The 26,217-nt window shown below is 35.2% G+C and carries 28 protein-coding genes and 1 riboswitch; of the genes, 19 read left to right on the plus strand and 9 right to left on the minus strand.

Translation table 11 applies throughout. The annotated features are described in order from the left end of the window. Positions 1–5: 5 nt before the first annotated feature. Positions 6–2,321: an RNA polymerase recycling motor HelD gene (helD, locus tag RCG17_RS26900; protein ID WP_308173063.1), complete on the plus strand. Its 2,316-nt coding sequence runs from the start codon at positions 6–8 to the stop codon at positions 2,319–2,321. A 64-nt stretch (positions 2,322–2,385) separates the two neighbouring features. Here helD and RCG17_RS26905 read toward each other — a convergent pair whose 3' ends face one another. After that, on the minus strand, positions 2,386–2,526 hold the full coding sequence (locus RCG17_RS26905) for a BA3454 family stress response protein (protein WP_308173064.1): 141 nt from the start codon (positions 2,524–2,526) through the stop codon (positions 2,386–2,388). 69 nt (positions 2,527–2,595) lie between these two features. Between RCG17_RS26905 and RCG17_RS26910 the strand changes: the two genes are divergently transcribed. Both RCG17_RS26910 and RCG17_RS28420 read left to right on the plus strand, forming a co-directional pair. Further along, a complete protein-coding gene (locus RCG17_RS26910; protein WP_308173065.1) occupies positions 2,596–2,829 on the plus strand; it encodes a hypothetical protein in 234 nt (77 codons plus the stop codon). Positions 2,830–2,841: 12 nt separating this feature from the next. Then, positions 2,842–3,000: a GNAT family N-acetyltransferase gene (locus tag RCG17_RS28420; protein ID WP_374120879.1), complete on the plus strand. Its 159-nt coding sequence runs from the start codon at positions 2,842–2,844 to the stop codon at positions 2,998–3,000. Positions 3,001–3,072: 72 nt separating this feature from the next. On the opposite strand, the gene RCG17_RS26915 is transcribed toward RCG17_RS28420, so the two are convergent. After that, complete coding sequence (locus RCG17_RS26915) at positions 3,073–3,303, minus strand: hypothetical protein (RefSeq protein WP_308173066.1); 231 nt, start codon at positions 3,301–3,303, stop codon at positions 3,073–3,075. 415 nt (positions 3,304–3,718) lie between these two features. Here RCG17_RS26915 and asnS point away from each other — a divergent pair, with 415 nt between their 5' ends. The 3 genes from asnS to RCG17_RS26930 all read left to right on the plus strand — a co-directional run bounded on the left by asnS (position 3,719) and on the right by RCG17_RS26930 (position 7,212). Continuing rightward, a complete protein-coding gene (gene asnS, locus RCG17_RS26920) occupies positions 3,719–5,110 on the plus strand; it encodes an asparagine--tRNA ligase (protein ID WP_308175974.1) in 1,392 nt (463 codons plus the stop codon). A gap of 175 nt (positions 5,111–5,285) precedes the next feature. Beyond that, the gene (locus tag RCG17_RS26925; protein WP_308173067.1) at positions 5,286–5,978 is read left to right on the plus strand and encodes a response regulator transcription factor; all 693 of its coding nucleotides are present in this window, start codon (positions 5,286–5,288) and stop codon (positions 5,976–5,978) included. 109 nt (positions 5,979–6,087) lie between these two features. Further along, positions 6,088–7,212, plus strand: a complete 1,125-nt coding sequence (locus tag RCG17_RS26930) for a sensor histidine kinase (protein WP_308173068.1) — start codon at positions 6,088–6,090, stop codon at positions 7,210–7,212. A 28-nt stretch (positions 7,213–7,240) separates the two neighbouring features. Here the strand turns inward: RCG17_RS26930 and RCG17_RS26935 are convergent, their stop codons facing one another. Then, a complete protein-coding gene (locus RCG17_RS26935; protein ID WP_308173069.1) occupies positions 7,241–8,707 on the minus strand; it encodes an amino acid permease in 1,467 nt (488 codons plus the stop codon). Positions 8,708–8,807: 100 nt separating this feature from the next. Further along, a riboswitch (Lysine riboswitch) is annotated at positions 8,808–8,999 on the minus strand. A gap of 373 nt (positions 9,000–9,372) precedes the next feature. Between RCG17_RS26935 and RCG17_RS26940 the strand changes: the two genes are divergently transcribed. Beyond that, entirely contained in the window at positions 9,373–10,353 is a 981-nt protein-coding gene (locus tag RCG17_RS26940) for a DMT family transporter (protein WP_308173070.1), read from the plus strand. Positions 10,354–10,405: 52 nt separating this feature from the next. Here RCG17_RS26940 and RCG17_RS26945 read toward each other — a convergent pair whose 3' ends face one another. The 3 genes from RCG17_RS26945 to RCG17_RS26955 form a co-directional block, all read right to left on the minus strand. Beyond that, positions 10,406–11,266 (minus strand): DUF421 domain-containing protein, encoded by an 861-nt coding sequence (locus tag RCG17_RS26945; protein WP_308173071.1) that lies wholly within the window; start codon positions 11,264–11,266, stop codon positions 10,406–10,408. 18 nt (positions 11,267–11,284) lie between these two features. Beyond that, entirely contained in the window at positions 11,285–11,491 is a 207-nt protein-coding gene (locus RCG17_RS26950; protein ID WP_308173072.1) for a DUF1657 domain-containing protein, read from the minus strand. 75 nt (positions 11,492–11,566) lie between these two features. After that, positions 11,567–11,770 carry a DUF1657 domain-containing protein gene (locus RCG17_RS26955; protein ID WP_308173073.1) on the minus strand — a complete coding sequence of 68 codons (204 nt, stop codon included), beginning with the start codon at positions 11,768–11,770 and terminating at the stop codon, positions 11,567–11,569. A gap of 167 nt (positions 11,771–11,937) precedes the next feature. On the opposite strand from RCG17_RS26955, the gene RCG17_RS26960 reads away from it, so the two are divergent. From RCG17_RS26960 to RCG17_RS26980, 5 genes are all read left to right on the plus strand, one after another. Continuing rightward, a complete protein-coding gene (locus RCG17_RS26960; protein ID WP_308173074.1) occupies positions 11,938–12,276 on the plus strand; it encodes a YmaF family protein in 339 nt (112 codons plus the stop codon). 239 nt (positions 12,277–12,515) lie between these two features. Beyond that, positions 12,516–12,965 (plus strand): MarR family winged helix-turn-helix transcriptional regulator, encoded by a 450-nt coding sequence (locus RCG17_RS26965; protein ID WP_308173075.1) that lies wholly within the window; start codon positions 12,516–12,518, stop codon positions 12,963–12,965. Continuing rightward, positions 12,962–13,615, plus strand: coding sequence for an HlyD family secretion protein (locus tag RCG17_RS26970; RefSeq protein ID WP_308173076.1), 654 nt, complete (start codon positions 12,962–12,964; stop codon positions 13,613–13,615). Before RCG17_RS26965 ends, RCG17_RS26970 begins: the two co-directional genes overlap by 4 nt. 317 nt (positions 13,616–13,932) lie before the next feature. After that, positions 13,933–15,435 (plus strand): DHA2 family efflux MFS transporter permease subunit, encoded by a 1,503-nt coding sequence (locus RCG17_RS26975; protein WP_374120988.1) that lies wholly within the window; start codon positions 13,933–13,935, stop codon positions 15,433–15,435. A gap of 1,032 nt (positions 15,436–16,467) precedes the next feature. Then, positions 16,468–16,629, plus strand: coding sequence for a hypothetical protein (locus tag RCG17_RS26980; protein ID WP_308173078.1), 162 nt, complete (start codon positions 16,468–16,470; stop codon positions 16,627–16,629). Between the two features lie 389 nt (positions 16,630–17,018). Here RCG17_RS26980 and RCG17_RS26985 read toward each other — a convergent pair whose 3' ends face one another. Beyond that, entirely contained in the window at positions 17,019–17,270 is a 252-nt protein-coding gene (locus tag RCG17_RS26985; RefSeq protein WP_308173079.1) for a sigma-G-dependent sporulation-specific acid-soluble spore protein CsgA, read from the minus strand. Positions 17,271–17,379: 109 nt separating this feature from the next. After that, on the minus strand, positions 17,380–18,093 hold the full coding sequence (locus RCG17_RS26990) for a class I SAM-dependent methyltransferase (RefSeq protein ID WP_308173080.1): 714 nt from the start codon (positions 18,091–18,093) through the stop codon (positions 17,380–17,382). Positions 18,094–18,268: 175 nt separating this feature from the next. Here RCG17_RS26990 and RCG17_RS26995 point away from each other — a divergent pair, with 175 nt between their 5' ends. Beyond that, entirely contained in the window at positions 18,269–18,922 is a 654-nt protein-coding gene (locus tag RCG17_RS26995; protein ID WP_308173081.1) for a GDSL-type esterase/lipase family protein, read from the plus strand. 188 nt (positions 18,923–19,110) lie between these two features. Next, positions 19,111–19,620, plus strand: coding sequence for a hypothetical protein (locus tag RCG17_RS27000; RefSeq protein ID WP_308173082.1), 510 nt, complete (start codon positions 19,111–19,113; stop codon positions 19,618–19,620). A 28-nt stretch (positions 19,621–19,648) separates the two neighbouring features. Here the strand turns inward: RCG17_RS27000 and RCG17_RS27005 are convergent, their stop codons facing one another. Then, positions 19,649–20,530 carry a VanW family protein gene (locus RCG17_RS27005; RefSeq protein WP_308173083.1) on the minus strand — a complete coding sequence of 294 codons (882 nt, stop codon included), beginning with the start codon at positions 20,528–20,530 and terminating at the stop codon, positions 19,649–19,651. Between the two features lie 196 nt (positions 20,531–20,726). Between RCG17_RS27005 and RCG17_RS27010 the strand changes: the two genes are divergently transcribed. From RCG17_RS27010 to RCG17_RS27030, 5 genes are all read left to right on the plus strand, one after another. Next, on the plus strand, positions 20,727–20,915 hold the full coding sequence (locus RCG17_RS27010; protein ID WP_308173084.1) for a hypothetical protein: 189 nt from the start codon (positions 20,727–20,729) through the stop codon (positions 20,913–20,915). 170 nt (positions 20,916–21,085) lie between these two features. Next, on the plus strand, positions 21,086–21,793 hold the full coding sequence (locus tag RCG17_RS27015; RefSeq protein ID WP_308173085.1) for a winged helix-turn-helix domain-containing protein: 708 nt from the start codon (positions 21,086–21,088) through the stop codon (positions 21,791–21,793). After that, positions 21,783–23,216: an ATP-binding protein gene (locus RCG17_RS27020; RefSeq protein WP_308175975.1), complete on the plus strand. Its 1,434-nt coding sequence runs from the start codon at positions 21,783–21,785 to the stop codon at positions 23,214–23,216. The genes RCG17_RS27015 and RCG17_RS27020 overlap by 11 nt, the downstream gene beginning before the upstream one ends. A gap of 116 nt (positions 23,217–23,332) precedes the next feature. After that, complete coding sequence (locus RCG17_RS27025) at positions 23,333–24,781, plus strand: S1C family serine protease (protein ID WP_308175976.1); 1,449 nt, start codon at positions 23,333–23,335, stop codon at positions 24,779–24,781. A gap of 212 nt (positions 24,782–24,993) precedes the next feature. Further along, on the plus strand, positions 24,994–26,187 hold the full coding sequence (locus tag RCG17_RS27030; RefSeq protein ID WP_308173086.1) for a glycine C-acetyltransferase: 1,194 nt from the start codon (positions 24,994–24,996) through the stop codon (positions 26,185–26,187). Positions 26,188–26,217: the final 30 nt, after the last annotated feature.

Genomic DNA, 26,217 nt, shown 5'->3' on the forward strand with positions numbered 1-26,217 from the left:
GTTAAATGAGCGATACTCAAAATAAAGATTGGAATTTGGAACAAACCAGAGTGGATTTTGTAGTAAAAGAAATTGACAAAAAAGCTATTAAACTAAGTACCAATGTCGGAAAGGTCAGCTCAGATGTACTTGAAATTAGAAAGACATTTTGGAACGATGTCACAGTTAATTTTGATGAACCCGATGATATTGCAGAAACAGCAGCAAGTATAAAACAACAAGCCGAATTGATGTCAGAACGGGAACGAACACATTTACAGCTCGATCATCAGCTGAAAACACTTGTGCGCTTAAAAAATTCTCCTTATTTTGGCAGAATTGATTTTTGGGAAAGAGGGGAAAAATCAAGCGATCAAGTTTACCTTGGGATTTCTTCCTTTATGGATGAAAATGATGAGAACTTCATTATTTATGATTGGCGTGCACCTATCTCCAGCCTTTATTATGATTATTCACCAGGACCAGCATCGTATGAAACTCCAGAAGGTACAATCGAAGGGACAATGGAATTAAAACGACAATTCATTATTAAAGACTCAAAAATAAAGGGAATGTTTGAATCTGGGGTTACGATTGGTGATGAAATGCTTCAAGAAGTCCTCGGAAATAATGCAAGTTCCCAAATGAAAAGTATTGTTGCTACGATTCAACGTGAACAAAATCAAATCATTCGGAATGAACGCAGTAAGATATTAATTGTGCAAGGGGTTGCAGGCAGCGGGAAAACTTCTGCTGCACTTCAACGTATTGCCTTTTTACTGTACCGTTATCGAGAAACGTTGAAGTCTGAAAATATTCTTTTATTCTCACCCAATCCATTATTTAACAGCTATGTTGCAACCGTTCTCCCCGAACTAGGGGAAGAAAATATGCAACAATCAACGTTTCAGGATTACTTAGACCAAAGAATCGGCAGAGAATTTAAAGTTGAGGATCCATTTGATCAAATAGAGTTTTTACTTTCTAATGCGGATCAAGACCTTGCTCGATTTAAAGGTATTCGTTATAAAGCAAGTCTAGATTTTAAGCAATTGATTGACGAATATGTAACCAGCCTTTCAATAAAAGGGTTGATCTTTAAAGACATTATCTTTCGGAAAGAAGTTATTATATCAAAGTTGGATATTGCAAAATACTTCTATTCTCTTGAAAAAAGTAATTCCATCCCTAATCGAATGGAACAAGTGAAGGATTGGCTTTTAAAAGAACTGAGAAAAAGAGTAAAACAGGAACGTTCCAAAAGCTGGGCAGAAGAGGAAAGCCAGTTTCTAGATAAAGAGGATTATTTAGATGCTTTTTACCACCTAATTGAGAAAAAACAGTATACAGAAAATTCCTTTAATGATTTTGAAAAAGAACAAAGATTACTGACAGAAATGGTGGTTAAAGAAAAATTTAAACCTTTGTTTAATAAAGTTAAAAAGTTGAAATTTATTGATCTTCCAGCCATCTATCAAGAATTATTAAAATGTATGTGTAAAGGAAACTTACCGGAAAATTGGGATAAAATTTGCTGTCAAACGATCGAGAAAATAAATCACTTTGAAATTCCGTATGAAGATTCAACACCATTTGTGTATTTACAGGATTTACTCGAAGGTCGGAAGTCTAATTCTGCAATACGACATGTTTTTATCGATGAGGCACAGGATTATACTCCCTTTCAATTTGCGTTTATTCAACGTCTTTTTCCCTATAGTAAAATGACACTCATGGGGGACACTAATCAAGCAATTTTTTCAGGTGCTACTGGGTCAAGTACAGTTCTGAGTGATTTAGCGGTTGAGGAATGTGATATTGAAACATTTGTGTTAATGAAAACATATCGGTCGACAAAACCAATAGTTGAATTTACAGGCCAATTAATTGAGAATGGGAGAAATATTGAGGCATTTAATCGTCCAGGAACGAAACCCACTGTAAAGATTGTAAAGAAACAAAATGATATCTATAGCGTCATTACTCGGAGAATAGAGCAATTCAAAAAAGAGGGGCATCAGACGATTGCAGTGATCTGTCGAACAGCAAAAGAAAGTAAGCGAGTTTTTGATGAATTAAAAGGGCAAACGCCTCTTCATTTAATTGAAAAAGGAACCATTTCATATGAGAAAGGCACTTTGGTTATTCCATCCTATCTTGCAAAAGGGATTGAATTTGATGCAGTAATCATTTATGACAGTTCACAGTATAGGAATGAGAGAGAACGAAAATTGTTTTATACTGTTTGTACACGGGCAATGCATGAACTATATATTGTTTCCAAAGAAGAAATAAGCCCTTTAATGAAAAAAGTGAACGATAAAATGTATCATTTTGTATAAAATAAGATGATAAAATAAAAAAGGAACATTGTTTTTAAATAATGTTCCTTTTGCTTTATTTAAACTAAATCCCTTTATTCCACTGTTTATGAACTTGTTCTGAGGCTAAACGTAAAATTTCTTCCTCAGAGGTATTATTTGTAGTAATAACATTTGTCAAATAATTTCTTCCACGAAAATTCACTGTCACATTTACTTGTACCATCTTAAAATCACCTTTTCTCTTTTAGTTTTTATTTTAGTGTAATTTTTGGTCATAAGGGAGTAATCAGAAATGGAAATAAGCTTTGAAGAGACCATGCTTGATAATCTTTATATCGCTGTTGAAATTATTAATTCGAACCCACTTTATAATATTATTGAAAATGGGAGAGAGACAAGAACAGAAAATGAAATAATCGGAGAATTTCTTCACTCTAATTCTTTTAGTTTTTTTGTAAAAGCAGATGAAACTTATATTTGGGTTATTGATTATTTGATGGAAAATCCAAAAGATCAGACCCCATAGCTTGGGTTATTAATGATTCACGGAGATTATCATGGGTTTGGATTTGGTTCACTGGGCTATAAGCATCTTGGAACAGAGTTGGTAAATCGCGGGGCAAATAGAATTCTTCTTGGTGTAATAAAGGAAAACAAGAAAGCACATGAGTTTTGGAGATCACTAGGTTTTAACTAGTATAATACAGTTAATAGTAAAAATCAAAAGGAAATTTTTTGTTATCGGAAAAGCTTGAGATAAATTCTTCTTTTAAGCTTCAACTAAAAGAAATTTTGCTGCAAACTCTTGGACCAAATTTAAATCAACGTCTCTTTTTTTAAACAAAACTTCTGCAGATGTAAGGTCAGGGAGAAGCGCACTGCTTTTTTTAAAATCCCGAAGCGAAATATCACCATTTAACAACTGGATTGCAAGTTCTTGTTTCTCTTTTGTTTCTGCAGATTGATAAAGGATAAATGCAATGCATGTAACTTTGTCCATAAGAAAAGTACCTCCATTGTGATTTTACTTAAATAATTTCGTCACAAGACGTAAAATTCCTGCGAATTTTCTGAAAAAAATTCTTGATTTAGAAAAAGTTAAACATTTTTTTACAAATTTTCTTATATCGACAAAAATAGTGCTTTTTTGTTTTCATTTGACTTGATGCAAAGCTTTAAGTGTATTGATTATTTGCTGTAATATTTTATATAATGATGAAGGATAAAAGTTAAGCGGGAGTGCCAGTAATTACGGTGAATTCATTTACAGGCAGGATGATCCAGCCAATATAGGCTGGTGAGGTGTCCATACTTGTTACCTAAACAAGGTGGATAGTACCGTTGAATTTTACCTTTCGTCGAGTAGATGGGAGGTTTTTTCCTGTTCTATAGAAATAAATAGGAGGAACTATATGATGAAAGATACCCTAATAAAGGATTTATACCGAAACTCTGAGAACTTTATTGACCAACAAGTTCAATTATCAGGATGGGTCCGTACAATTCGTGATTCAAAAACATTTGGGTTTATTGAACTAAATGACGGAAGTTTTTTTAAAGGAGTACAAATCGTTTTTGAAGATCAAATGGACAATTTTAAGGAAATTGCTAAACTTCCGATCAGCTCATCAATTAAAGTTGTTGGGAATTTTATTTTAACCCCACAGGCAAAACAGCCTTTTGAAATAAAAGCAACTGAAATTGTTATTGAAGGAACATCCAACGTTGATTATCCATTACAAAAGAAAAGACATACTTTTGAATACTTACGGACGATTGCTCATTTGCGTCCAAGAACAAACACTTTTTCAGCAGTTTTTCGCGTTCGATCACTTGCGTCTTACGCAGTCCATAAGTTTTTCCAAGAAAAAGGGTTCGTCTATGTACATACACCAATTATTACCGGAAGCGACACTGAAGGTGCCGGGGAAATGTTTAGAGTTACCGCTTTAGATTTAGATAACCTTCCTAAAAATGAAGAAGGAAAAGTTGACAACAAACAGGATTTCTTTAATAAAGAAACGAATTTAACTGTTAGCGGCCAATTAACAGCTGAAGCATTTGCCTTGGCATACCGCAATGTTTATACTTTTGGACCAACCTTTAGAGCGGAAAATTCCAATACAGCCAGACACGCTGCTGAATTTTGGATGATTGAACCGGAAATCGCTTTTGCTGAGCTTCCTGATATTATGGATCTTGGTGAGGAAATGGTTAAATACGTGATTAGCTATGTGCTTGAGCAAGCTCCTGAAGAAATGGCGTTTTTCAACAGTTTTGTTGACAAGGGCTTATTAGAGCGATTAAACATTGCAAAATCAGCGGATTTTGGACGTGTAACATATACCGAAACTATAGAACTTTTGAAAAAATCAGGAGCAGAATTTAGCTATCCTGTTGAATGGGGACTTGATCTACAAACAGAGCATGAACGATATTTATGCGAGCAGATTTTCCAAAAACCTGTGTTTGTAACAGATTATCCAAAAGAAATTAAGGCGTTTTATATGAGATTAAATGATGATCAAAAAACCGTTGCAGCAACAGATATGCTCGTACCAGGTATTGGTGAGTTAATAGGCGGCAGTCAGCGTGAAGAGCGGGAAGATGTTTTAACTAATAAAATATCCGAGCTAGGTATGAATGAAGAAGATTACTGGTGGTACCTCGAATTAAGAAAGTATGGGGGCACTAAACATGCAGGCTACGGGCTAGGCTTTGAAAGATTAATCATGTATTTAACAGGTATGAGCAATATTAGAGACGTTATTCCATTCCCAAGAACAACTGGAAACGCCGAATTTTAATTATCAATGAAAGAGGATGTCACAAAGGGGGGTTCCCTTTGATCGAGAGGCATTCTCTTTTTTGCTTTATATCTTGCACATATTAATATTATTTTAAAAATTAAAAATTAAACTTAACAAAAAGGTATAATTCTAATTAAATTTGCTAATTTTTTTTGGCAGATTGGGGGAAACTATGAAGGTCTTAGTTGTAGAAGATGAAAAGGGGTTATTAGAAGGAATTACTAATATTTTAAAAGAAGAAAAATATCAGGTAGATTCAGCATTAAATGGTTTTGATGGCCTGCAATTGGCTAAACAGGGTGTATACGATGTAATTATTCTTGATATCATGCTTCCTGAATTGGACGGTTTTTCAATTTTAAAAGCCCTTAGAGAAGAGTCAATTCGAACCCCTATTCTGCTTCTTACCGCAAAGGATAGCATTGAAGATCGTGTTAAAGGGCTGGATTTAGGTGCGGATGACTATTTAATAAAGCCGTTTGCTGCCCCTGAATTGTTAGCAAGAATTAGAGTTCTCCTTCGAGGGAAAGGTGGAACATTTGAAAATGAACTTTCCTATGGTCCTATTGAAGTTGTCGAAAATGAACATGATGGATTTATTGAAGGGACCAAGTTAAATTTAACAGTAAAAGAGTATTTATTACTTGAATTTTTTATTCGGAACAAGGAACAAATCTTACTGAGAGATCAAATTTTTAATCGTATCTGGGGATTTAGCTCTGATGCAGGATTAAATATCGTTGATGTTTATGTCCATCATCTACGAAAAAAATTAGGATTATTCGGATATGATGATTATATCAGGACTGTTCGAGGAATCGGCTTCATGTTAAAGGGAGACGAGGGCCATGTTTCGAAAGACTAAAATAAAACTAGTATCCTTATATACGATTTTTTTCTTCTTTATATTAGTCTTGTTGGGCATAAGTTTATACATTTATATGGATCGGTCCACTTATTTTTCTATTGACGATATGCTCCAAGATAAGGCCAAGATAGTAACTCAAAATTTTAGGAAAACATTATCAGAAGAAAATGAGCACGAAACTGAACGACCGGTGATATACTTATTCTGGGGAAAGAATAGAGAACTGTTAGGCAGCAATCCTAAAAATGCTTTGTCAAAAAATGCTTTAGTAAGAATATCTCCACACACATTTGAAAAAGGTATAAAGATAGAAGAATTAAATGGACGGTTTTATCGAATTTTATCCATTCAACCACAACATATAGTTATAAATAACAAACAGGTTAAACTCGTACAGCTGATTTATAATATTAACCCAGAAGTTAATATGTTAAGAAATATGCTTATCATCATAGGTATTGGGAGTGCGGTAGGATTGTTACTTTCCTTTTTGGCAGGGTTATTCTTAGCAAGTAAGGCGCTAATTCCAATCCAGCGCTCATGGGAAAAGCAATCACAATTTGTCGCAGATGCTTCACATGAACTTCGAACACCTTTGGCAGTAATTCAAACATATTTAGAACTCCTTTTTCGCCATCCCTCAAAAACAATAGAAGAAGAAAGTGAAACCATTTTTAAAAGCCTTACTGAAGTAAAACGGATCAATAAACTGGTTGAGGAATTACTCACATTAGCCAGAAGTGATTCAAATGAACAACAAATTCGACCAGAATATTTTAAGATGGATCGGTTGCTAAGTTTGATTGTTGAACAATTTATACCTATTGCTGAAATGAAAGATATTAGAATAAAAGATTCGATTGACCGTGAGCTTAACTATTTTGGTGATCAAGAACGATTGCATCAACTACTTGTCATTTTATTGGATAATGCACTTAAATTTACCCCTCCAAAAGGAACTGTTTTTATCTCTTGTAAAAAAGAAGGAAATTATTTGAAGATCATTATGAAGGATACAGGTATTGGAATTTCAAGTATGGATTTACCCTATATTTTTGACCGTTTCTTTCGAGGAGATAAAAGCAGGTCAAGAGCAGAAGGAGGCACCGGTTTAGGGTTATCCATTGCCAAGTGGATTGTAGAAGCACACTATGGTCAGATTAATGTTGAAAGCAAACAAAAAGAAGGTACCACATTCATTATAAAATTACCCATTAGAGAAAGTTTCTAAAATTAAAAGCACGCCCAAAGGCGTGCTTTTAATTATTTAAATCACATTTTTCTAATGGTATAACCTTCGTTTTCTTGGTGTATTTATAGCCAAGCCATAGGATAAGGAAGAGTGGTAACCCGACATAGGAAACAAGTACACCATTCCAATCGATATGGGCTCCCATAAATGCTGAATAGTTTTGTCCTAAAATTACTACCCCACAGACTACAAAGGCAAAGATAGGTCCAAAAGGATAAAAGCTTGATTTGTATGGAAGATCTTTTAGGTCTCTTCCCTGTGCAATATAAGCTTTACGGAATCGATAATGGCAAATAGCGATACCTAGCCATGCAATAAAACCAGACATTCCCGATGCATTTAAAAGCCATACATAAACAGTACCATCACCAAATAAAGAAGCAAGGAAGGCAACAGTTCCAACCAGTGAAGTGATAATAAGTGCATTAACAGGAACCCCACGTGAGTCTAACTTTGCAAGGAATTTAGGTGCTTTGCCTTGACGGGCTAAATCCCAAAGCATCCTGGTTGAAGCATACATTCCAGAATTTCCTGCAGATAATACGGCCGTTAATATAACAGCATTCATAACAGAAGCCGCAAAAGCTATTCCAGCTTTTTGGAAAACAAGTGTGAACGGACTTACGGAAACATCGCCATTTGCCAAATTCCCATTTGTGTAGGGAATAAGCAAGCCAATTACAGCAATTGCCAGGACATAGAATAAAAGAATTCTCCAAAATACTTGTTTTACCGCACGTGGAATCGTTTTCGATGGGTCTTCAGTTTCACCAGATGCAACACCTAGTAGTTCCGTTCCTTGGAAGGAGAAACCGGCTGCCATAAAAATTCCCAGCACTGACATGAAACCGCCGTGGAATGGTGCATCTCCAACAGTAAAGTTTTTAAATCCTATAACGTGTCCACCCATTATTCCGAAAATCATTAATGCTCCAGCAATAACAAAAATAATGACAGTTACTACCTTTATTAAAGAAAACCAATACTCTGCTTCACCAAAGCCTTTTACTGATAAATAATTTAATAGGAACATAATAACTAGGAAAATTGCACTCCATAAGATAGATGGAGTATGTGGAAACCAGAATTTCATAATCATTGTAACAGCTGATAACTCAGCTGCAATCGTAATTGCCCAGTTGTACCAGTAATTCCAGCCAAGAGCAAATCCTAAGGATGGATCAACAAACTTAGTCGCATAAGTGCTAAAGCTTCCTGCAACTGGCATATACGCACCCATTTCTCCAAGGCTTGTCATAAGAAAATAAACCATAACCCCGATTAAAATATAAGAGAGAAGTGCTCCGCCAGGTCCAGCGGTATGAATGGAACCGCCACTTGCTAAGAATAATCCTGTACCAATGGTACCGCCAAGTGAAATCATTGTTAAGTGTCGGGCTTTTAAACCACGTTTTAATTCCGTCGTTTCATTTGTTGAAACGTTAGATTGTTTTCTGTCTGTTGTTGTTGGCATTTGTTCTAACTCCTTATTCATTTTTTTTGGAAGGAGCTTGGAATAAGAAAAGCCACCGAAGCGGATTCGAGTGGCTTGTTTATACCCCGCATCATACCTTCCGAAAGATAGCTCAACACGTTTAGCTGGTAAAGGCAAAAACGTGACAGTTCTGCTCCTATTCGAAAACAGCCCCAGCATGCTTGTTTAGAGACCAAAGCACACTTCGGCAGCTTTTCCTTTCAAACGTAGTCATTGATTCCTCTGCATCTCGTCCGTTTTACTGATAAAAGCCGCGACCTCTACCCCATCGGTTTTGATGAGGATTTGTCATATAAAGTTTATAAATAAAGTATACGAGTTAAAAAAATTCAGGTCAATATATTTTTTTGATAAAGTATTATTTGGCAAATAGAGTTTCACTGATTAAAAAACTCATAGATAAAAAGAATGAAATTTACATATTTTTTCTATATTAATATATTAAAAATAGTTTTTAGCCAATTGATTGGTCATTCCTTTTATAAAAAAATATATTGATGATTACTTTTTTATAAAGGAAAATAAGGTAGAAACTCACTTTAAAGGGGTTTTATAATGAGGTCCTCAAAGAAGCCAGGAATGTAATTGAACAAAAAATGAGTTGAATTGAAGAGGAGTTATATACATTAGGTAGGAGGGAGTTAATGAAACCTATCATCTTAGGGGTATTTGCAGCATTCTTTTTTGCCTTTACATTCATCTTAAATCGAGCCATGGATTTATCTGGTGGAAGTTGGATTTGGAGTGCATCACTTCGTTATATTTTTATGCTTCCATTCCTTTTTGTTCTTGTATTGGCAAGAAAAAATCTCATGCCTCTTTTGAAAGAATTGAAAAATCATCCTTGGGCATGGTTTATCTGGAGTTTTATTGGTTTTGTCTTGTTTTATGCGCCGATTTGCTTTTCAGCCGCGTATGCCCCTGGCTGGTTAGTTGCAGCAACATGGCAACTAACCATAATTTCAGGATCCATCCTGGCACCATTATTTTCTGAAACTATTGTAACTCGGCAAGGAATTATAAAGGTGAAAGGAAAGATCCCGATCAAAGGTCTTGGTATGTCTTTCGTTATTTTATTAGGGATTATCTTCATGCAGGTGGATCAAGCAAAACATCTGTCCATTCCCAAATTACTGCTTGGTATTGTACCCATTATTATTGCTTCTTTTGCTTATCCTTTAGGAAATCGGAAAATGATGGATGTTTGTGGGGGGCGTCTCGACACCTATCAAAGAGTACTCGGTATGACCATTGCAAGTTTCCCATTTTGGCTAGTGTTAGCAATTTTTGGTTTAATCTCTGTTGGTCCGCCAACGGTTAGTCAAATTTCACAATCAGGCTTGGTTGCTATTTCCTCTGGCGTTATAGCAACAATTTTGTTCTTTCAGGCAACAGATCTTGTTAGGGGAAATATGCAGAGGCTTGCTGCAGTGGAGGCAACCCAATCGATGGAAGTTTTATTTGCCTTAGCTGGGGAGCTGATATTTTTAAAAGCGGCGGCTCCAACCCTTTTATCATGGTGGGGAATTGTACTAGTTATGGTTGGAATGATCCTTCATAGCTTTTTCTCCCATAGACAAGATCATATAAAGGATAGAAAACAATGTTTGCAGAATGGACGATAAAGAAAAAGATCCTTATCATGCAAATTGTTGGATAAGGATCTTTTTCCTCCATTTATCCCCTTAAATATGGATTTAGTTTATCAATAACACCCTTAAGAAGGGTGGCATTTTTCTTAAACATCGCTTTGGATTTATCACATTCAGTTTGGAGAGAAAATATTTCCAGGTCTGCTTGTGTTTTCTTTAATGTTGCTAATAAAAGCGGGCGCACGTTTGCTGATGGAATTTTAAGTTTATCATCATAAATGTCTACTGTTAGCTCTCCATATGAATCCACTTGTGCTAAAAACACATTTTCAAGTGTGACCCCGAGTTTTTCAAGTTCGAGTTGAAGCCATCCACGGTTTTTTCCCGAAGACCGCAATGCTTCATCTAATATACTTCCATCCATGATAATTGTTTGTGGTTCTTTTTCATTTGCAGTTTTTATCTGCAAATCTTTAGGGGTAAGTGGACGATTTTCTTTTTTTAATAGAGCACTTAAATTACCTCTTGGTTCTAACACGGCAAATTCGACATCAGCAACACGAAAGATATCTTTTTGGCGGAGTAATGCAGAGATTTCATCTAAGGTGTATTTTTCCTTTTTTAGATTTTCTTCTAAAATTTTTCCGTCTTTTATGATAACTGTACCTCTTCCTTCAACTACATCCCGAAACGTTTTACTTTTTAAAGAAAGAAAATCCACTAATAAGGTAACGAGTCCGAACATAACAATCGCCAAAGCACCATGGTAGGGATTGCTTTCTAGACCTGTTATTACTTCTCCTGCAATACTTCCAATGGTAATTCCTGAAACATATTCAAAGAAAGAGAGCTCAGAAATTTGCTTTTTTCCCAATATCTTTGTGGTAATTAACAAAATCAGTAAAAAAATGATTGAACGAATAATAATATGAATCCATCCTGGCATATTTTTTCACCTCAAAGATTAAGACCCCTTATATTGTGGTTCAGCTCGTTCAAGTTCGTATACGCGCGTTTGTAGATCGTCTTTAATTTTCCCGATTGTCAGCATTGCATCATGGAATTCTTTTTTTGCTCCCTCATCTAAGGAGTTGAAGGCAAGTGATGAGAGTTGTGATTCAATACTCTTTATGGTGGCAAAAGTTTGTTTTATGTTTGAAGCTACCGTCATTTTCGATCTTCCTTTCCTCCTAAATAGACATGAAATAGAAAATGGGTTGGCAGGAAAAGCCAACCTATTTTTTATTTATTGATTGTATTGTGGTTCTTCAGAAATAATTTCTTGTAGCCGTGGTTCGAGACTATCTAAGACTGATTGTGTTTGTTGGGCTGCTTGTTCATAAAGCGTTTTTGCATTTTTATTTTCAGTTTGTAAGGCAAAGGTTTCAAAACTAGCCTGTACAGACTTGAGTCCAGCTAAGGCTTGTTTTACTTGTGTTCCAACGGTCATTTTTAATCCTTCTTTCTTTAATGATTTGAAATTACAAATGTAGTATTCCGTTCATTTCTATATGTTATGTACTAAAAACTTTTTGTGATTTTTGCTTAGCGAATTTATTTTCTTATTGTTTCAAAACAGGCATATATTTCTAAAGAAAACGTATTGGAGGTTAAAAGATGAGTGTGATAGGAAAAGATGATTTTGTTAGCGGGTTTGTCCCCCATCATAATCACGGTTCTGTGGATTACACAGGGATGAGTGTAAATCATGTACATCAATGCTTGGATATAACTTCACCGCCGATTATGACCCAAGATGGGGGGCATATTCACTATACTGAGGGATATGTCCTATTTGAGGATGGGCACACGCACCACTATCAAGCCTATTCGGGACCCGCTATTTCGGTGGGAAATGGAATGCATGTGCATTATTATGATTTTCATACATCCGAAGAAAATGGACACCGTCATCATGTAAAAGGCGTAGACCACCCTGCACCTGGAACAAAATGAAAAAGAGCAAACAAATAAAAACCAATCAGTACCTATTTGATTGGTTTTTTTATTTGCTTTTTTGGTATTATTATTTTTTCTTTCCTAATGTTTGAGCAACTGATGGAAAGGCTTTTTGTTTCAAAGATTAAACTGTTGACATACTAATAAAGAGCAAATTATAATTTAGAAGCGAAATTGTTCGTATACTAAATATTATAGTGATTAATATTTTGAATATCAAAATAAAGGAGGAGCTAATGTTTGAATTCAATAATGCTTTATTAGATTCTTTTTCTGAAATAAATAAAGCAATTTACAGGCTTATAAAAAAGGAAGCGGACAGATATGGGCTCACCGTTGTTCAACTTAAAGCATTATATCGGCTTTCTTTCAGTCCTGATATCGGTTTAAGTGAGTTGGCTGAAAAGTTACGGCTAACGAATAGTACTGTAAGTGGGGTAATTGACCGACTTGTACACAGTGGGCTGGTGGAGAGAGTGATTCCACCGGAAAATCGCCGTGCGGTTTCGATTCATTTAACAGAAAAGGGAAAAAAGCTTTTAAAAGACGTGATGAATGAAGATGCTATTCTCATGAAAAAATTGAACAATGTATTGGAGATGCCTGAGGATGAATTACAGCACCTTTTAAAACTTCATCAACTTGTGTTATCAAAGCTCTTATTAGAGGAGGAAAAGAATGTATGAATACAAAACGTTTAGTATTACTTAATGTCATTATCTTAATTATTTTAGTTGGCGGAGGCTTCGCTGCCTTTTCATACTATAACCGAACTGTTAATTATCTCACAACTGACAATGCACAAATTAACGGTCAGCAAGTATCAGTTGCAGCAACTTCAAATGGTAAGTTAACGGATTGGAAAGGTAGTGTTGGTAGTCAATATTCAAAAGATGATACTGTTGGTATGATTACTACTACTGGAGCAGATGGTAAGCCTGTCCAAGTTCCCGTAACCGTTCCAACAAATGGAACAGTTGTTCAAAATAACGGTGTAGAGAATGCATTTGTAGCTGCAGGAACACCACTTGCAATAGAATATGATTTTAACAATTTATGGGTTACAGCGAATATTGATGAAACTAAAATTGATGAAATTGCAAAAGGCCAGGATGTTGACATTTATGTCGATGCATTCCCAAATCAAATTTTAAAAGGAAAAGTACAGCAAATTGGATTAGCAACAGCGGGAACATTTTCACTGTTGCCAAGTACAAATAGCACAAGTAACTATACGAAAGTTACCCAAGTTGTTCCTGTTAAAGTATCAATCGATGATAATAAAGGTGTTGCAATTGTTCCAGGTATGAACGTAACAGTAAGAATTCATAAGTAGGTGATAAAATGTCAGTATATATCACGGTTTATGTCATTTTCTGCCTTTTACTGTTACTTTTCATTAATTTCGGGGTTTCAAAACGAAAAAAACGTAACATAAATCAAACGAAAATGAACAACGAAGAAGTAACCGAGAATATTACTAAAAATGAAATAGAAACAGATTTAACAAATCATGTGGCTGAAATGATAGAAGACTCTGCAATAGCAGAACCGGCATTAGAATATGTTGAAGCGGATGTCCAGCCTATAGAAGAGATTAAACAACCAAAAATCGAACAGAAAGTATCCGAACAGAAAGATGATTCTGGGTCAATGAAGATTCTTGTCGCTTTGATGCTCGGAGCGTTTGTAGCCATTCTAAATCAGACTTTACTCAACGTCGCAATACCACACATCATGAATGATTTAGGTGTGTCTGCCAATACTGTTCAATGGCTTTCAACGGGTTATATGTTAGTGAACGGAATTGCTATTCCGATTACAGCCTATTTAATTGAGAAATTTGGAACTAGAAAGCTATTAATTATGGCTATTCTTCTCTTCACATTAGGGTCTCTGGTTTGTTCGTTCTCAGCAAACTTCAGTATGCTAATGGTTGGACGGGTAATCCAAGCTTGTGGTGCAGGTATCATTATGCCGCTTTTAATGACCGTTTTCTTTGCTATTTTTCCTCCGGAAAAGCGTGGAAAGGCAATGGGAATCATGGGAATTGTTATGATATTTGCTCCGGCTGTCGGTCCGACATTATCAGGGTGGTTAATTGGGCATTACTCCTGGAGATTGTTATTTGATATCGTTATACCAATTGGGATCCTTGATTTAATTCTTAGTTTCTTATGGATGAAAGATGTAACGAAAATTACGAATCCTAAATTTGATTTTCCTGGATTTTTATTTTCTACAATCGGTTTTGGTTTCTTATTATATGGCTTTAGTGAAGCAGGAAATAATGGATGGGGCAGCACAATTGTTTTAACTTCAATAATAATTGGGATTATTTCATTAGTTGCCTTTGTCTGGCGTGAACTAACTACTGAAAAACCAATGCTGGACCTAAGAGTATTTAAATACGATATTTTTTCATTAACAACAATTATCAGTATGATTGTAAATATGGCGATGTTTGGTGCAATGATCCTGCTTCCAATTTATTTACAGAATATACGAGGTTATACTGCACTGGATTCAGGATTATTATTACTCCCAGGTGCGATCGTTATGGGAATTATGTCACCAATAGCTGGCGCACTCTTTGACAAAATAGGTGCCAGGCCACTTGCAGTTATAGGTTTAGCTATTACAGTGATTACATCATGGGGATTTACTAATCTTAGTATGACTACTAGCTATGGCCATATTATGTTCTTATATGTGATGAGGATGTTTGGAATGTCGTTTATAATGATGACTGTAATGACAGAAGGTCTAAACCAACTGCCGCGCCATTTGGGTGCACATGGGACAGCAGCTTCAAATACAGCGAGACAGGTTGCTGGAAGTTTGGGGACCGCATTCCTGGTTACAGTTATGTCTACAAGGCAAGGGGTCCATATGGGCCAATATGGGAGTGTGATTACGAGCACTAATCCGTTTATTGCCAGCCAAATGACCCGTATTGGTCAAGGATTAGCTGCAGTAACACATCTTCCAGCAGCAGTTGGAAATCAATTGGGTGCCTATTTAATATATGGGCAAACAATGAAGCAGGCAACAATTGATGGTATTAACGATTCATTCATTGTTGCTACAGGAATTGCCTTCGTGGCGTTAATTTTGTCATTTTTCATTAAAAGAGCAAAACCAAAAGAACAGTAGATCAAAGGGTTCAGATTTTATCTGAACCCTTTGTAATTTAATTCTGAATATTTCACTATTTTGACACAAAGTCCTATAAATTTCCGACTTTTCCGTGATATACTATAGATGTAAAAAGAAAATAGCTTTAACATCTTAGGAGACTCAGCCATACGTGTTCGTTCCGTAAGTGAACGAAAAGGTAAGGTTATTCCTTTTTAATTGTTTGGAAAGTGGAGCGATGGTACTTAAAGGCGTGGTTGGATCAATTAACTTTCCCTACTGATTAGCAGAAAATTGAAAACCACATTTCTAATCAACTTATCAATTCTATCTTCATTGATTTATCAGAAAAGATCAACATTCTACAAATAGTTTTTATTTCGTAGAAATGAATTCTTTTCTAAAAGCAACTTTCGAATCGATGAGAATTTCGTAAAGAAGGAATTTTCATTTTGGGAAGAAAGTGAAGAGAAGCAATGGAATAGGACAAATAGATTTTAAAACTATTTGTAGGTGAGATTGAAAGAAATGATGATTTTTAAAAAAGCCGCTAAAAAGTAAAAAGTTATTGGTTGGAGGAAGTCAATTTGATGTTAGAGTATTATTTCAAATTTGAAAAAATCCAAAAGCCAACGTTAAAAGTACATTGCCATGAAGCTTAATCAAACCAGGGGAATAAAGAGTTTGATTGGTTTATATCCGATAAAAATTGTTTCAATAAGGATTTTGAATTCCATTTCATTAATATGTGAATTAATTCCTTAAACGGAACAAACACCACTGGCTAATGTACCATAGCTACTTTTACAAGGCGAAAACTTATAAGTAGTGAAATGGAATAAAATTTGGCTGGTGTCATGGTTGGGTCCCCTAAGATGTTAAAATCTGAAGAAGCTTTCATTTTTTGAAGCTTCTTTTTTTTCATGTTTCCAATTTCCCTCTTCCAAAAGTTCTGTTAATGGATATTGTTAATTTTTTCAATGATGATTGGAGCGGATAAATTTGACTCCTGATAAGCAGAATATAAATTGAATAAGGAGGGAAAAGAATATGCCAGATAAGCAAAATAATAACCAAGGTCCGACTCTTGCTCCAGGTATGAATGATCAAGATGAGCTTGAACAAAGTGCTACAGAAAATGAACTGGAAAAAGGGGAATATACAAGTGTTACAACGATATCATATGATGAAGTTGATGTAAGCAAGGAATAAACCGCCTGAAATTTTCAGGAGGTTTTTTTAAATTATAATCATATGATTCCATTAAGAATTTGGAGTTGGGCTTATCATTTGCTATGGAGGCTCCTTAGAAGGCAATTAAAGGCGGTCGATTTAAGAAACAAATATACATTAAAATCAGGTAGAACTGTACATTTTTCGTTAGAGATTTTTCAAAATAGGGGAGAATGTTAAAATGAATCATTTGATTCAGTATCTGTCGTATTATGGGGAAAAAGGAACTATTGTAAAATCAAGTTTTGTCGCTCTTTGCGCTTGCCTAGGAAATATTAAATAGTGGGTAAAAAGGCTTTTAAAAAAGATTAATTAAAGTGAAATTATTATTCATGAATAAAGATGGCAGATTAAAAACTGCCATCTTTTTAAAATAAAAGTTCATATACTTCATTTAGTTCTTTTGCCCTTTTTTCGTCTTTTTCCTCTTTAGCATAATGAATTTCGTTCGGAAGAATTTTATTAAGAAAATCAATTTCATTACTATTTAACTCACGCACGAATGATTCTTCGTTTTTGTAATGACCTTCAACTAACTTTCGATATATATGTCTGCCATGAGAATGCTCGTCTGTGTAATTTGATAATGTTTCACGAAAATACCCCAAGGTTTTATCCATTTTTCCACCGTCCTCTCGTTACATTAACTCTCATCATACTTATTCTTCTATTCCGAGTCGATAAATATACATATAAGTACCGTCGAACGATGGTCAATAAAAGTAAACCTTAATTCTTTGTGCAAGTTATTATCCGATAACTTAAAAATTCTTCATATTTTATAATGATTTCAGCATGTTTATTTAATACTCCAAAGAGTTCAGGTTCAAAATTGCTTGAGAAGTTAAACTCTGGCACTTGCTGGTCTCCGATAAGTGGTTTAATCCCTGATTTAATGACGATATCCGTAAAACCAACCTCTTCCAATAAACTTCGCCAATCGTCTTCAAGAAATAATGTATCTAATCCATAAAATTCTTTTATCTCTAATGCTTCTTGTTTACCAGGAGTGGAATTTATCGTCATCTCGTTTGCAATTAATCGGCCACCCTTTTTTAGAATTCTGCTTATTTCTTTAAGTGCATTTTCTTTTCCCACAAAAGCAAGCACTGATTCTGACAATACGAAATCAAAGGTCGAATCCTTTACAGGAATCTTTTCGACTGATCCTTGAATCAATTCAATAGGTAGTTTTTGGGTTAGAAAACGATTTTTTGCTTTTTCTAACATTATTGGATTAATATCCAATCCTGTAATATCTGCTTTGAACTTGTTATAAAGATAGGCAGATGTTTGTCCTGTACCACAACCCACATCGAGAATTTTTGATTGGTTGTTAATTTGTTCTGCCGAAAGTAGTTCTTGTGTTAAAAGGAATCCTCCAGGATGTGCTCCTCCAATACCGAATTGGGCTAATAAATCAAAATAAGTATAGTTTCCCATAAATACCACCCATCACTTTTTTTGCATCATATGTAAAAAAAGCGGCTATTGTTCATTTGGCCTTGCTTTTTGAAAAAATAAGCAAATAAAGATCTTTTGATGGCTTTCTAGGATTTGTTAGCAAATCGGCTTAAATAGAATAAATATAAGGAAGAAGTTTTTAGGAGGTGAGCAAATGAGTTATTCTTATGTTGCACTAGGTGATTCCTTAACAGTCGGGATAGGAGCTTCATTCTTTTTACCAGGTTTTGTACAACGTTATCAAATACTGGCTATAAATGAGTTACAAGAACCTGTTTATGTCCAGACTTTCGCCCATCCAGGTTTCCAATCCCTTGATGTTTTATTGGAACTTAATAATGATTTAATAATGGAACAGATTAAATACGCTGATATAATAACGATTACTGCTGGAGGGAATGATTTAATTCAAGCAGCAAGGAAGTTTGAAGAGGATCAAAACGAGGAGGATTTTAGTATTGCCTTAAAAAGGTGTACGGATAATTATCGGAAGATTATAAAAGCAATTAACGCATTAAAGGTTGATTCCGTGAATCCTTATATAATACGTTTAATCGACCTTTATAATCCATTTCCTGAGAATCCACTTGCCGAAAAATGGATAAAGAAATTCAATTTACAGCTTAAATACTTTGTAAAAGTGCCCTATATTTTGGTTGTCCAAATTGATAGGGTATTCAAAGGACATGAGAAGGATTATTTATCAATTGATGGGATTCATCCAAATGATCGGGGATATGAAAAAATTGCCGAAGCACTTCATCATTTGGGCTTTGGAGAGCTATCTCTAGATTTGGAAGAAGAATAATTAAAATGCAGCCGTCTGCATTTTTTTACTAATAATTGGACTTGCTGAATTGGCATAATATTGCACATGTAATCAAACTTTTTTAGGCTTGCTGAAATAAAATGTTACCTTACATATTCTGATTCTTCCCTGTGAAAATTATTGATGAGGGGAAATTCTCCTCATTCCAATTATAAGGAGTGCAGCTTATGAAGATGGTTTCTTTCCTCAAAACAGTTAAAAAGCAGCCATATCTAAACATGTTTAAAAAGAAACGTAACAATAAAGGGGTAATGTGGGCATCTTTAATAAGCCTAGGGATAAGTACGCTTATGATGATGCTAAGTAAAGGAAAAAGGCAAAAGGTTACATCTTCATTTCAAAACCTAACAAAAAATATTACTTCAAAAAGTGGCATGCCGATGATGAACAATGCTTTAGCTGAATTCGGAGCGGAATTTTTCTCCAAAAATATTTCTGCAAAAGATGGGACAGCTAAGCGAAATAATGAAGGCTTAACTGAATTTGGAGAGGAATTTCATTCTAAAAGTATTTCTGCAAATCAAGCCTCAAAGTCAAATGATAATGAAATAACTGAATTTGCAAAGGAATTTCAGGCAAACAATCTTCCAGCAGGTGGCGAAATTTCTAATATGGATGACGCTGCCTTAACCAAGTTCTCCGAAGAATTGGTGACAAAATCGGTTCAAAATAAATAATCAAAAAGTCCGCCATGGCGGACTTTTTTTAATAAGGGGGACTTGGAATATTCTTCGGACGATATTCAATTACATCGGATGAGTATATTTTTATGATTAATTTATTCCCAAGTGTTTTAGCTTGAATCAATATAGGTTGATTGTATTTATTTTTAAAAACAAAATCTGGACCATACCAACTTACTGTTGCATCTCGGCCAGGTGGAATATAATTAACTTTTCTGCTATGTGAGAACCGCTGGATAATGTGGAGACCTGCATTATCAACTGCATTAAATAAGGTGGATGAAACTTGACAAATACCTCCGCCAATATCCTCTGAAAAAGATCCTCTAATAATAACCGGTGCTCGCAAATAGCCTTTTCCTGCGGTTCGTTTTCCAACCACCTTATTAAAGGAAAATGTTTCTCCAGGAAAAAGAACAGTATTGTTGATTGCGATTGTTGCTAATTTAATATTGTTTGTTCGTTCTTTGTTACTCAGGTTAAAGGAGGTTATATACCTTCCAATTCGTTTACTTTGAATGTTTCCAAGCAACTCACTGTCTACTCTGGGATAGACCAGCAGTCGTGGAACTTCAATTTTATCTGATCCTGAAATAAAAAATTTGGTATAGAATTGTTTTGTAAATTCTCGTCGATATAATTTGTAACCCAGTTCTTCAGGAATAATATTCCCATTTTTGTCCAATACCGCATTTTTGGGTTCTTTTGAAACGTTTTGATCAAGCTGATCTAAGAACTTATTGTATTTGCCTAATTCAATAATGGGTATATCTGGAACAGGCATTAAAAAATCACTTCGATTTATAAAAGCAATGGGTCGCCCTTCGCTGGTTATTACTAATCGGTCTGGTATATTAAGTTGTTGAATCAGCAATAAAATTCCCAGTAGAAAAGAAACGTTCATACGCAGGTAACCCTCCTCGCTTTTAATATGAACCATAATAATCCGTATCATGTAGTTATTGTGAATAACGTTATAAAAAACTTAACTTCCAGTTGAAAGAGGGATAAAATAAAACATAAATAGGAACCTAGCAGTTAATATCAATTTGTATAAATACTGCTAGCATTATAATATCTTATGGTTAGGAGTATCTAGCATGGATCAAAAAATTCAATTGAATGTAAGGGTTTCAACTGAAACAGCAAAGAAACTTGATGAAATTGTTGAGTATTACCAGCAGAATTTAAAGCTGGGACGAATATATAAAGGTGATGTCTTAACTGATATTATTGAGAAATCGTATGAAGTGATGAACAAACAAAAAAAATTAAATAAAAGGTTTTAGAATTTCATTTTGAACTATATTAAATGTTTCTTACGAAAAATAAATATTAACAAATCATTAACAAAGTATTAATTAACTGGTAAAGAAGCCTGTAGAATGTTGATATACAAAATAATTCGTTTAAACTTAATAAAAAAAGACAATGTACATGTAATAGGAGATGAACCTCTTTGAAAATATTGGTAGTTGAAGATAATAAAAGTGTATGCTCAATGATTGAGATGTTTTTTGCTAAGGAAGGAATCCAAGGTGAATTTGTAAATGACGGAATCGAAGGATATAACCGATATAAGGAAGAGACATGGGACGCCCTTATTGTTGATTGGATGCTGCCGGGTATGGATGGAGTCACAATATGCCGTAAAATTCGTGAAGAGAAAAATTCTGTTCCAATCATTATGTTAACTGCTAAAGATAGTGAATCTGATCAAGTTTTAGGCTTGGAAATGGGAGCAGATGATTATGTAACAAAACCATTTAGCCCGCTTGCCTTAATGGCACGAATAAAGGCGGTAACCCGCAGGGTCCAGAATCTCCAAACAAATGAAGTCGTTGAAAAAGGTGTTATACAGTCAGAACATTTTAAAATTAATAAAAATACCAGAGAAGTATTATTGGATGGTTTGCCGATTACGAATCTAACACCGAAAGAATTTGATTTACTATTTTATTTTGTTCAGCATCCAAAACAAGTTTTCTCAAGAGAACAATTACTTGAACGAGTATGGGGTTATCAATTTTATGGAGATGAACGGACTGTGGATGTCCATATTAAAAGACTGAGAAAAAAAGTGGAAACTGCACAGCAGCCATTCTTCCATACTATTTGGGGGGTGGGATATAAGTTTGATGAAACCATTAAAGCAGATGAAGTTTAAATATATATACCAGCAGTTTTTCAGCCATATCAGTATAATCTTAGTTGCAGTACTAGTACTCAGTATCTTGTTTGCCCGTTATGTTGAAAATTTAGTGTATGAAAATAAAGCAGAGGAACTAATCTCCTACGGAAAAGCCATTCTAAATGATTTTCAATTCAGTCCTGTGGGCAATGATCAAATTATTAACCAGTACAGTTCAGTGCTTACAGGTCGTGGTATTAGCTTTAGTATTTTTGATAAGGATGCGAACTTGTATTCAGTAGGAAGACGTGGCGGGCCTGCGATCGAGCTTTCTGATTCTGAATGGAAGAAAGTAACAGAAGGACAAACAGTAGTTGTGAATAGCGATTATAAAAGATTTGGTCAGGAAGGAGTTTCCTTTGTAGCCTTGCCATATATATCACATGGGAGGTTTATAGGAGGAATTCTATTAACTTCAGCCATAAGTGGTACGAGTAAAATGATCAGTCAAATAAACCGCTATTTATTAATTACTATTCTAACCGCACTTACGGTTTCGTTTTTGTTAAGTTGGTTTTTATCAAGAATCCATGTGAATCGTATTCGTAGGCTGCGAGAGGCGACATCACTGGTATCTGCAGGGGATTACACGGTCAAAGTGCCATCATCAACTTTTGATGAAATTGGAGAATTGGCTAATGACTTTAATAACATGGTCGATAAAATTAATCAATCCATGGAAGAAATCGAAAGTCTTGAAAACAGACGGCGTCAATTCATGGCGGATGTGTCTCATGAAATGCGAACTCCTTTAACAACAATTAGCGGTGTAATTGAAGGACTTAAAAATGACATGATTCCTGAGGAAGATAAGGAAAGAGGGATCAATCTGGTAAGTCAGGAAGCAAAGAGACTGATTCGCCTTGTAAATGAGAACCTTGATTACGACAAAATTCGTTCAAACCAGATACAGTTGTTTAAGGAATTAATCCCTTTAGATGAGGTTTTGGAAATTATTCAGGAGCAATTATCAATCCAGGCTGAAGAGAAGAATATCAAGATTATTGTAGAAGTGGAGCCAAATGTAAATATTTATGCTGATTATGATCGACTTATTCAAATTTTAATAAACATAACAAAAAATAGTATTCAATTTACGGCGAATGGAACAATATGGCTCCGCGGAAAGTTAGTTAACAAAGAAACCATTATTGAAATTGAGGATACTGGGATTGGAATTGACTCAAATGAAGTTGAGAATATATGGCGTCGGTTTTATAAAGCAGAAATTTCCCGAACAAGTAATCCCTACGGTGAATTTGGATTAGGATTATCAATCGTTAAACAATTAGTCTTGCTTCATAATGGCGACATAAACGTTTGTAGTGAAAAAGGCAAGGGCACAAAATTTGTGATTCGATTTAAGCAATCTAGTGCAGAATCTGAGAATGCAGGTTAACAAAAATCTTTTATTATTTTTCCTAGTCATTTTAAAGTTTGTTAACAATTTCTTAATATTTAATAGGTATAGTATAGACATATAGATAATAAATGTAAAAAGGAGAAGTGAAAGTGATGGATTTTAATGATCGGCCAAAGTACGAAAATTCATCAAACACTGAGAATACAAGTGAAAAAACATACACCTATGAAAATGGTGCATTCTATCAAAATGATGATTACTCACGATATGATAAAATGAATGGTGCTGAAAAACAAAGAAGCAATCGAAAGGGTAATTTTAGAGGAATTCTCGGGGCGGTTGCCGCAGGTGTAGTCGGGTCGGCATTAACCTTGGCTGTTCTTCCTCATACCGATTATTTTAAAAATATAGCAAACGAAAATAATGAAACAGCTGCTCAGCAGGTTTCTACTAATAATGCTGTTAAAACCGTTTCTGCTAAACCGTCTACAACAAGTGGGACAGGGTCTATTGCAGACACAGTAGATCGGATTTCAAAAACAATCGTTGGGATTGTCAATTATCAGCAGCAAAGTAACAATGCCAATAATCTCTTTGGTAACGGAAGTTTCGGAAGCTCAAATGGCTTTGGAAGTTCAGACAATTCTGGGAATTTTGGTAACTCTGGGGGCTTTGGCAGCTTTGGAAACTCTGGTAATGATGGGGCATCTGGAAACAACAAATCCAATTCCGTGGAGACCGGCTCTGGTTCAGGGGTAATTTTTCAAAAAAGTGGTGATAGTGCCTATATCGTAACAAATAATCACGTTGTTGAAGGGGCATCTAAACTTGAAGTGTCTCTTTATTCAGGTCAAAAAACAACAGCAACTGTGGTTGGCACCGATGCGTTAACCGACTTGGCAGTCCTAAAAATTGATTCAAAATATGTTACAAGCACGGCTGAATTTGGAGATTCATCAGTGCTTCGTCCTGGTGATGAGGTACTTGCTATTGGTAACCCACTGGGGCTAGACCTTTCAAGGACTGTAACACAAGGGATTGTTAGTGCTACAAATCGTTCTATTGCCGTTTCAACATCTGCAGGAGATTGGGAGACCAACGTAATTCAAACTGATGCCGCTATTAACCCTGGAAATAGTGGAGGAGCATTAATCAATACGCAAGGACAAGTCGTTGGAATCAATAGCTTAAAGATTTCGGAAACTGGAGTTGAAGGGTTAGGTTTTGCTATCCCAAGTAACGATTTAATTCCAATTGTTAACCAATTAATAAAAAATGGTAAAGTTGAACGCCCATATTTAGGTGTTGGCTTGGCAGATTTAAGTGAAGTTCCACAAATGTATTGGAATGACCTTCCAAATAACGTTCAAAAGGGTGTTATGATCACTAACATTGATCCACAGTCTGTTGCTGCAAACAGTGGTCTTAAACAAAGAGATGTTGTTGTTTCCATGAATGGAACTGATATTACTAGCTCTACAGACCTGCGAAAATATTTATATACAAAAGTTAAGATTGGGGACACTGTAAAGTTTGGAATATATCGAAATGGTAAACTTATGAATATTGATGTAAAGCTTACTGCTAAGGCAGCAAATTAATGATAATGTCGAAACGTTCTGGATCAAGTTATCCGGGGCGTTTTTTGTTATTAAATTTTTTGTTTTTTCAGCCCACTTTCATGAACTATTTTAATGATTTGTAATACTTTAGATATATAGGCTTTTGCAGCTGGGATAGGGACAAACAATCTTTTTTAAAGAGTAAATCTCTTTGATCTTTCTAACTTTTCAGATCAAATCGGAGGGAAAACATGTCTAGTAAAATCTTAGAAAATTTTTTAACTGCCAATTTGAATGAATTAAAAGTGAAAGGACTTTTTAACCAAATTGATCCTTTGGAAAGCTCGAACGGTCCAATTATAACAATTAATGGAAAAATGCTTATTAATCTTTCTTCAAATAATTATCTTGGGCTTGCAACAGATAAACGACTAATAGAGGCAGCATTGACCGCATTAGAACATTATGGTGTTGGTTCAGGTGCTGTTCGAACAATAAATGGAACATTAAAGCTTCATGTTGAGCTTGAGGAGATGATAGCTGAATTTAAACATACGGAAGCTGCAATTGCCTACCAATCTGGTTTTAATTGTAATATGGCTGCTATTTCAGCTGTTATGGATCATCAAGATGCGATTCTTTCAGATGAGCTAAACCATGCTTCTATTATTGACGGGTGCAGGTTATCCAGAGCAGAGATTATCCGTTTCAACCATTCAGATATGTCTGATTTACATTTAAAGGCAAAGGAAGCAACTGAATCTGGCCGTTATAAAAAAATGATGGTCATAACAGATGGCGTTTTTTCCATGGATGGTGATATTGCTCATTTACCAGAAATCGCAGAAATTGCTGAAGAGTATGATCTCATTACATATGTTGATGATGCACATGGTTCTGGTGTATTAGGCGATGGAGCAGGAACGGTCAAACATTTTGGGTTGTCAAATAAAATTGATTTTCAAATTGGAACATTATCAAAAGCACTTGGTGTTGTTGGTGGATATGTTGCTGGGAGGAAAGATTTAATCGATTGGTTAAAAGTTCGAAGTCGGCCATTTTTGTTTTCCACTTCCTTAACACCTGCCGATGTGGCAGCAAGCATAAAGGCCATTCAAATTCTTATGGAGAGTACGGATTTAAACAAACGTCTTTGGGAAAATGGGGATTATCTAAAAAAAGGATTAAAAGATTTAGGCTTTAATATCGGTAAAAGTGAAACACCTATTACACCATGTATTATCGGGGAAGAGAAACATGCGCAACTATTTTCAAAAAGGCTAATCGAAGAAGGAATTTATGCTAAAGCGATTGTGTTTCCTACTGTCCCAAAAGGTACCAGTCGTGTTCGAAATATGCCAACAGCAGTTCATACCAGGGATATGCTTGATAAGGCAATATCTGTATATGAAAAAGTCGGTAAGGAAATGAACATCATCTCATAATCCATCAAAAGACTTAAATATAAAGGCAGA

The sequence above is a fragment of the Neobacillus sp. PS3-12 genome (assembly GCF_030915385.1).
Classification (GTDB): Bacteria; Bacillota; Bacilli; order Bacillales; family Cytobacillaceae; genus JAEVLT01.

Bases quoted from the DNA above. Each gene is read 5' to 3' on its own strand.
- RCG17_RS26970 (WP_308173076.1), top strand. From the start codon at position 12,962: ATGAATACAAAACGTTTAGTATTACTTAATGTCATTATCTTAATTATT.
- RCG17_RS26980 (WP_308173078.1), top strand. From the start codon at position 16,468: ATGCCAGATAAGCAAAATAATAACCAAGGTCCGACTCTTGCTCCAGGT.
- RCG17_RS27000 (WP_308173082.1), top strand. From the start codon at position 19,111: ATGAAGATGGTTTCTTTCCTCAAAACAGTTAAAAAGCAGCCATATCTA.
- RCG17_RS26950 (WP_308173072.1), bottom strand. From the start codon at position 11,491: ATGACGGTAGCTTCAAACATAAAACAAACTTTTGCCACCATAAAGAGT.
- RCG17_RS26960 (WP_308173074.1), top strand. From the start codon at position 11,938: ATGAGTGTGATAGGAAAAGATGATTTTGTTAGCGGGTTTGTCCCCCAT.
- RCG17_RS26975 (WP_374120988.1), top strand. From the start codon at position 13,933: ATGAAGATTCTTGTCGCTTTGATGCTCGGAGCGTTTGTAGCCATTCTA.
- RCG17_RS26935 (WP_308173069.1), bottom strand. From the start codon at position 8,707: ATGCCAACAACAACAGACAGAAAACAATCTAACGTTTCAACAAATGAA.
- RCG17_RS28420 (WP_374120879.1), top strand. From the start codon at position 2,842: ATGATTCACGGAGATTATCATGGGTTTGGATTTGGTTCACTGGGCTAT.
- RCG17_RS26915 (WP_308173066.1), bottom strand. From the start codon at position 3,303: ATGGACAAAGTTACATGCATTGCATTTATCCTTTATCAATCTGCAGAA.
- RCG17_RS26940 (WP_308173070.1), top strand. From the start codon at position 9,373: ATGAAACCTATCATCTTAGGGGTATTTGCAGCATTCTTTTTTGCCTTT.
- RCG17_RS26905 (WP_308173064.1), bottom strand. From the start codon at position 2,526: ATGGTACAAGTAAATGTGACAGTGAATTTTCGTGGAAGAAATTATTTG.
- RCG17_RS26995 (WP_308173081.1), top strand. From the start codon at position 18,269: ATGAGTTATTCTTATGTTGCACTAGGTGATTCCTTAACAGTCGGGATA.
- RCG17_RS27025 (WP_308175976.1), top strand. From the start codon at position 23,333: ATGGATTTTAATGATCGGCCAAAGTACGAAAATTCATCAAACACTGAG.
- RCG17_RS27030 (WP_308173086.1), top strand. From the start codon at position 24,994: ATGTCTAGTAAAATCTTAGAAAATTTTTTAACTGCCAATTTGAATGAA.
- RCG17_RS27005 (WP_308173083.1), bottom strand. From the start codon at position 20,530: ATGAACGTTTCTTTTCTACTGGGAATTTTATTGCTGATTCAACAACTT.
- RCG17_RS26925 (WP_308173067.1), top strand. From the start codon at position 5,286: ATGAAGGTCTTAGTTGTAGAAGATGAAAAGGGGTTATTAGAAGGAATT.
- RCG17_RS26945 (WP_308173071.1), bottom strand. From the start codon at position 11,266: ATGCCAGGATGGATTCATATTATTATTCGTTCAATCATTTTTTTACTG.
- RCG17_RS26955 (WP_308173073.1), bottom strand. From the start codon at position 11,770: ATGACCGTTGGAACACAAGTAAAACAAGCCTTAGCTGGACTCAAGTCT.
- RCG17_RS26985 (WP_308173079.1), bottom strand. From the start codon at position 17,270: ATGGATAAAACCTTGGGGTATTTTCGTGAAACATTATCAAATTACACA.
- asnS (WP_308175974.1), top strand. From the start codon at position 3,719: ATGAAAGATACCCTAATAAAGGATTTATACCGAAACTCTGAGAACTTT.
- RCG17_RS27020 (WP_308175975.1), top strand. From the start codon at position 21,783: ATGAAGTTTAAATATATATACCAGCAGTTTTTCAGCCATATCAGTATA.
- RCG17_RS26930 (WP_308173068.1), top strand. From the start codon at position 6,088: ATGCTCCAAGATAAGGCCAAGATAGTAACTCAAAATTTTAGGAAAACA.
- RCG17_RS26990 (WP_308173080.1), bottom strand. From the start codon at position 18,093: ATGGGAAACTATACTTATTTTGATTTATTAGCCCAATTCGGTATTGGA.
- RCG17_RS26965 (WP_308173075.1), top strand. From the start codon at position 12,516: ATGTTTGAATTCAATAATGCTTTATTAGATTCTTTTTCTGAAATAAAT.
- RCG17_RS26910 (WP_308173065.1), top strand. From the start codon at position 2,596: ATGGAAATAAGCTTTGAAGAGACCATGCTTGATAATCTTTATATCGCT.
- RCG17_RS27010 (WP_308173084.1), top strand. From the start codon at position 20,727: ATGGATCAAAAAATTCAATTGAATGTAAGGGTTTCAACTGAAACAGCA.
- helD (WP_308173063.1), top strand. From the start codon at position 6: ATGAGCGATACTCAAAATAAAGATTGGAATTTGGAACAAACCAGAGTG.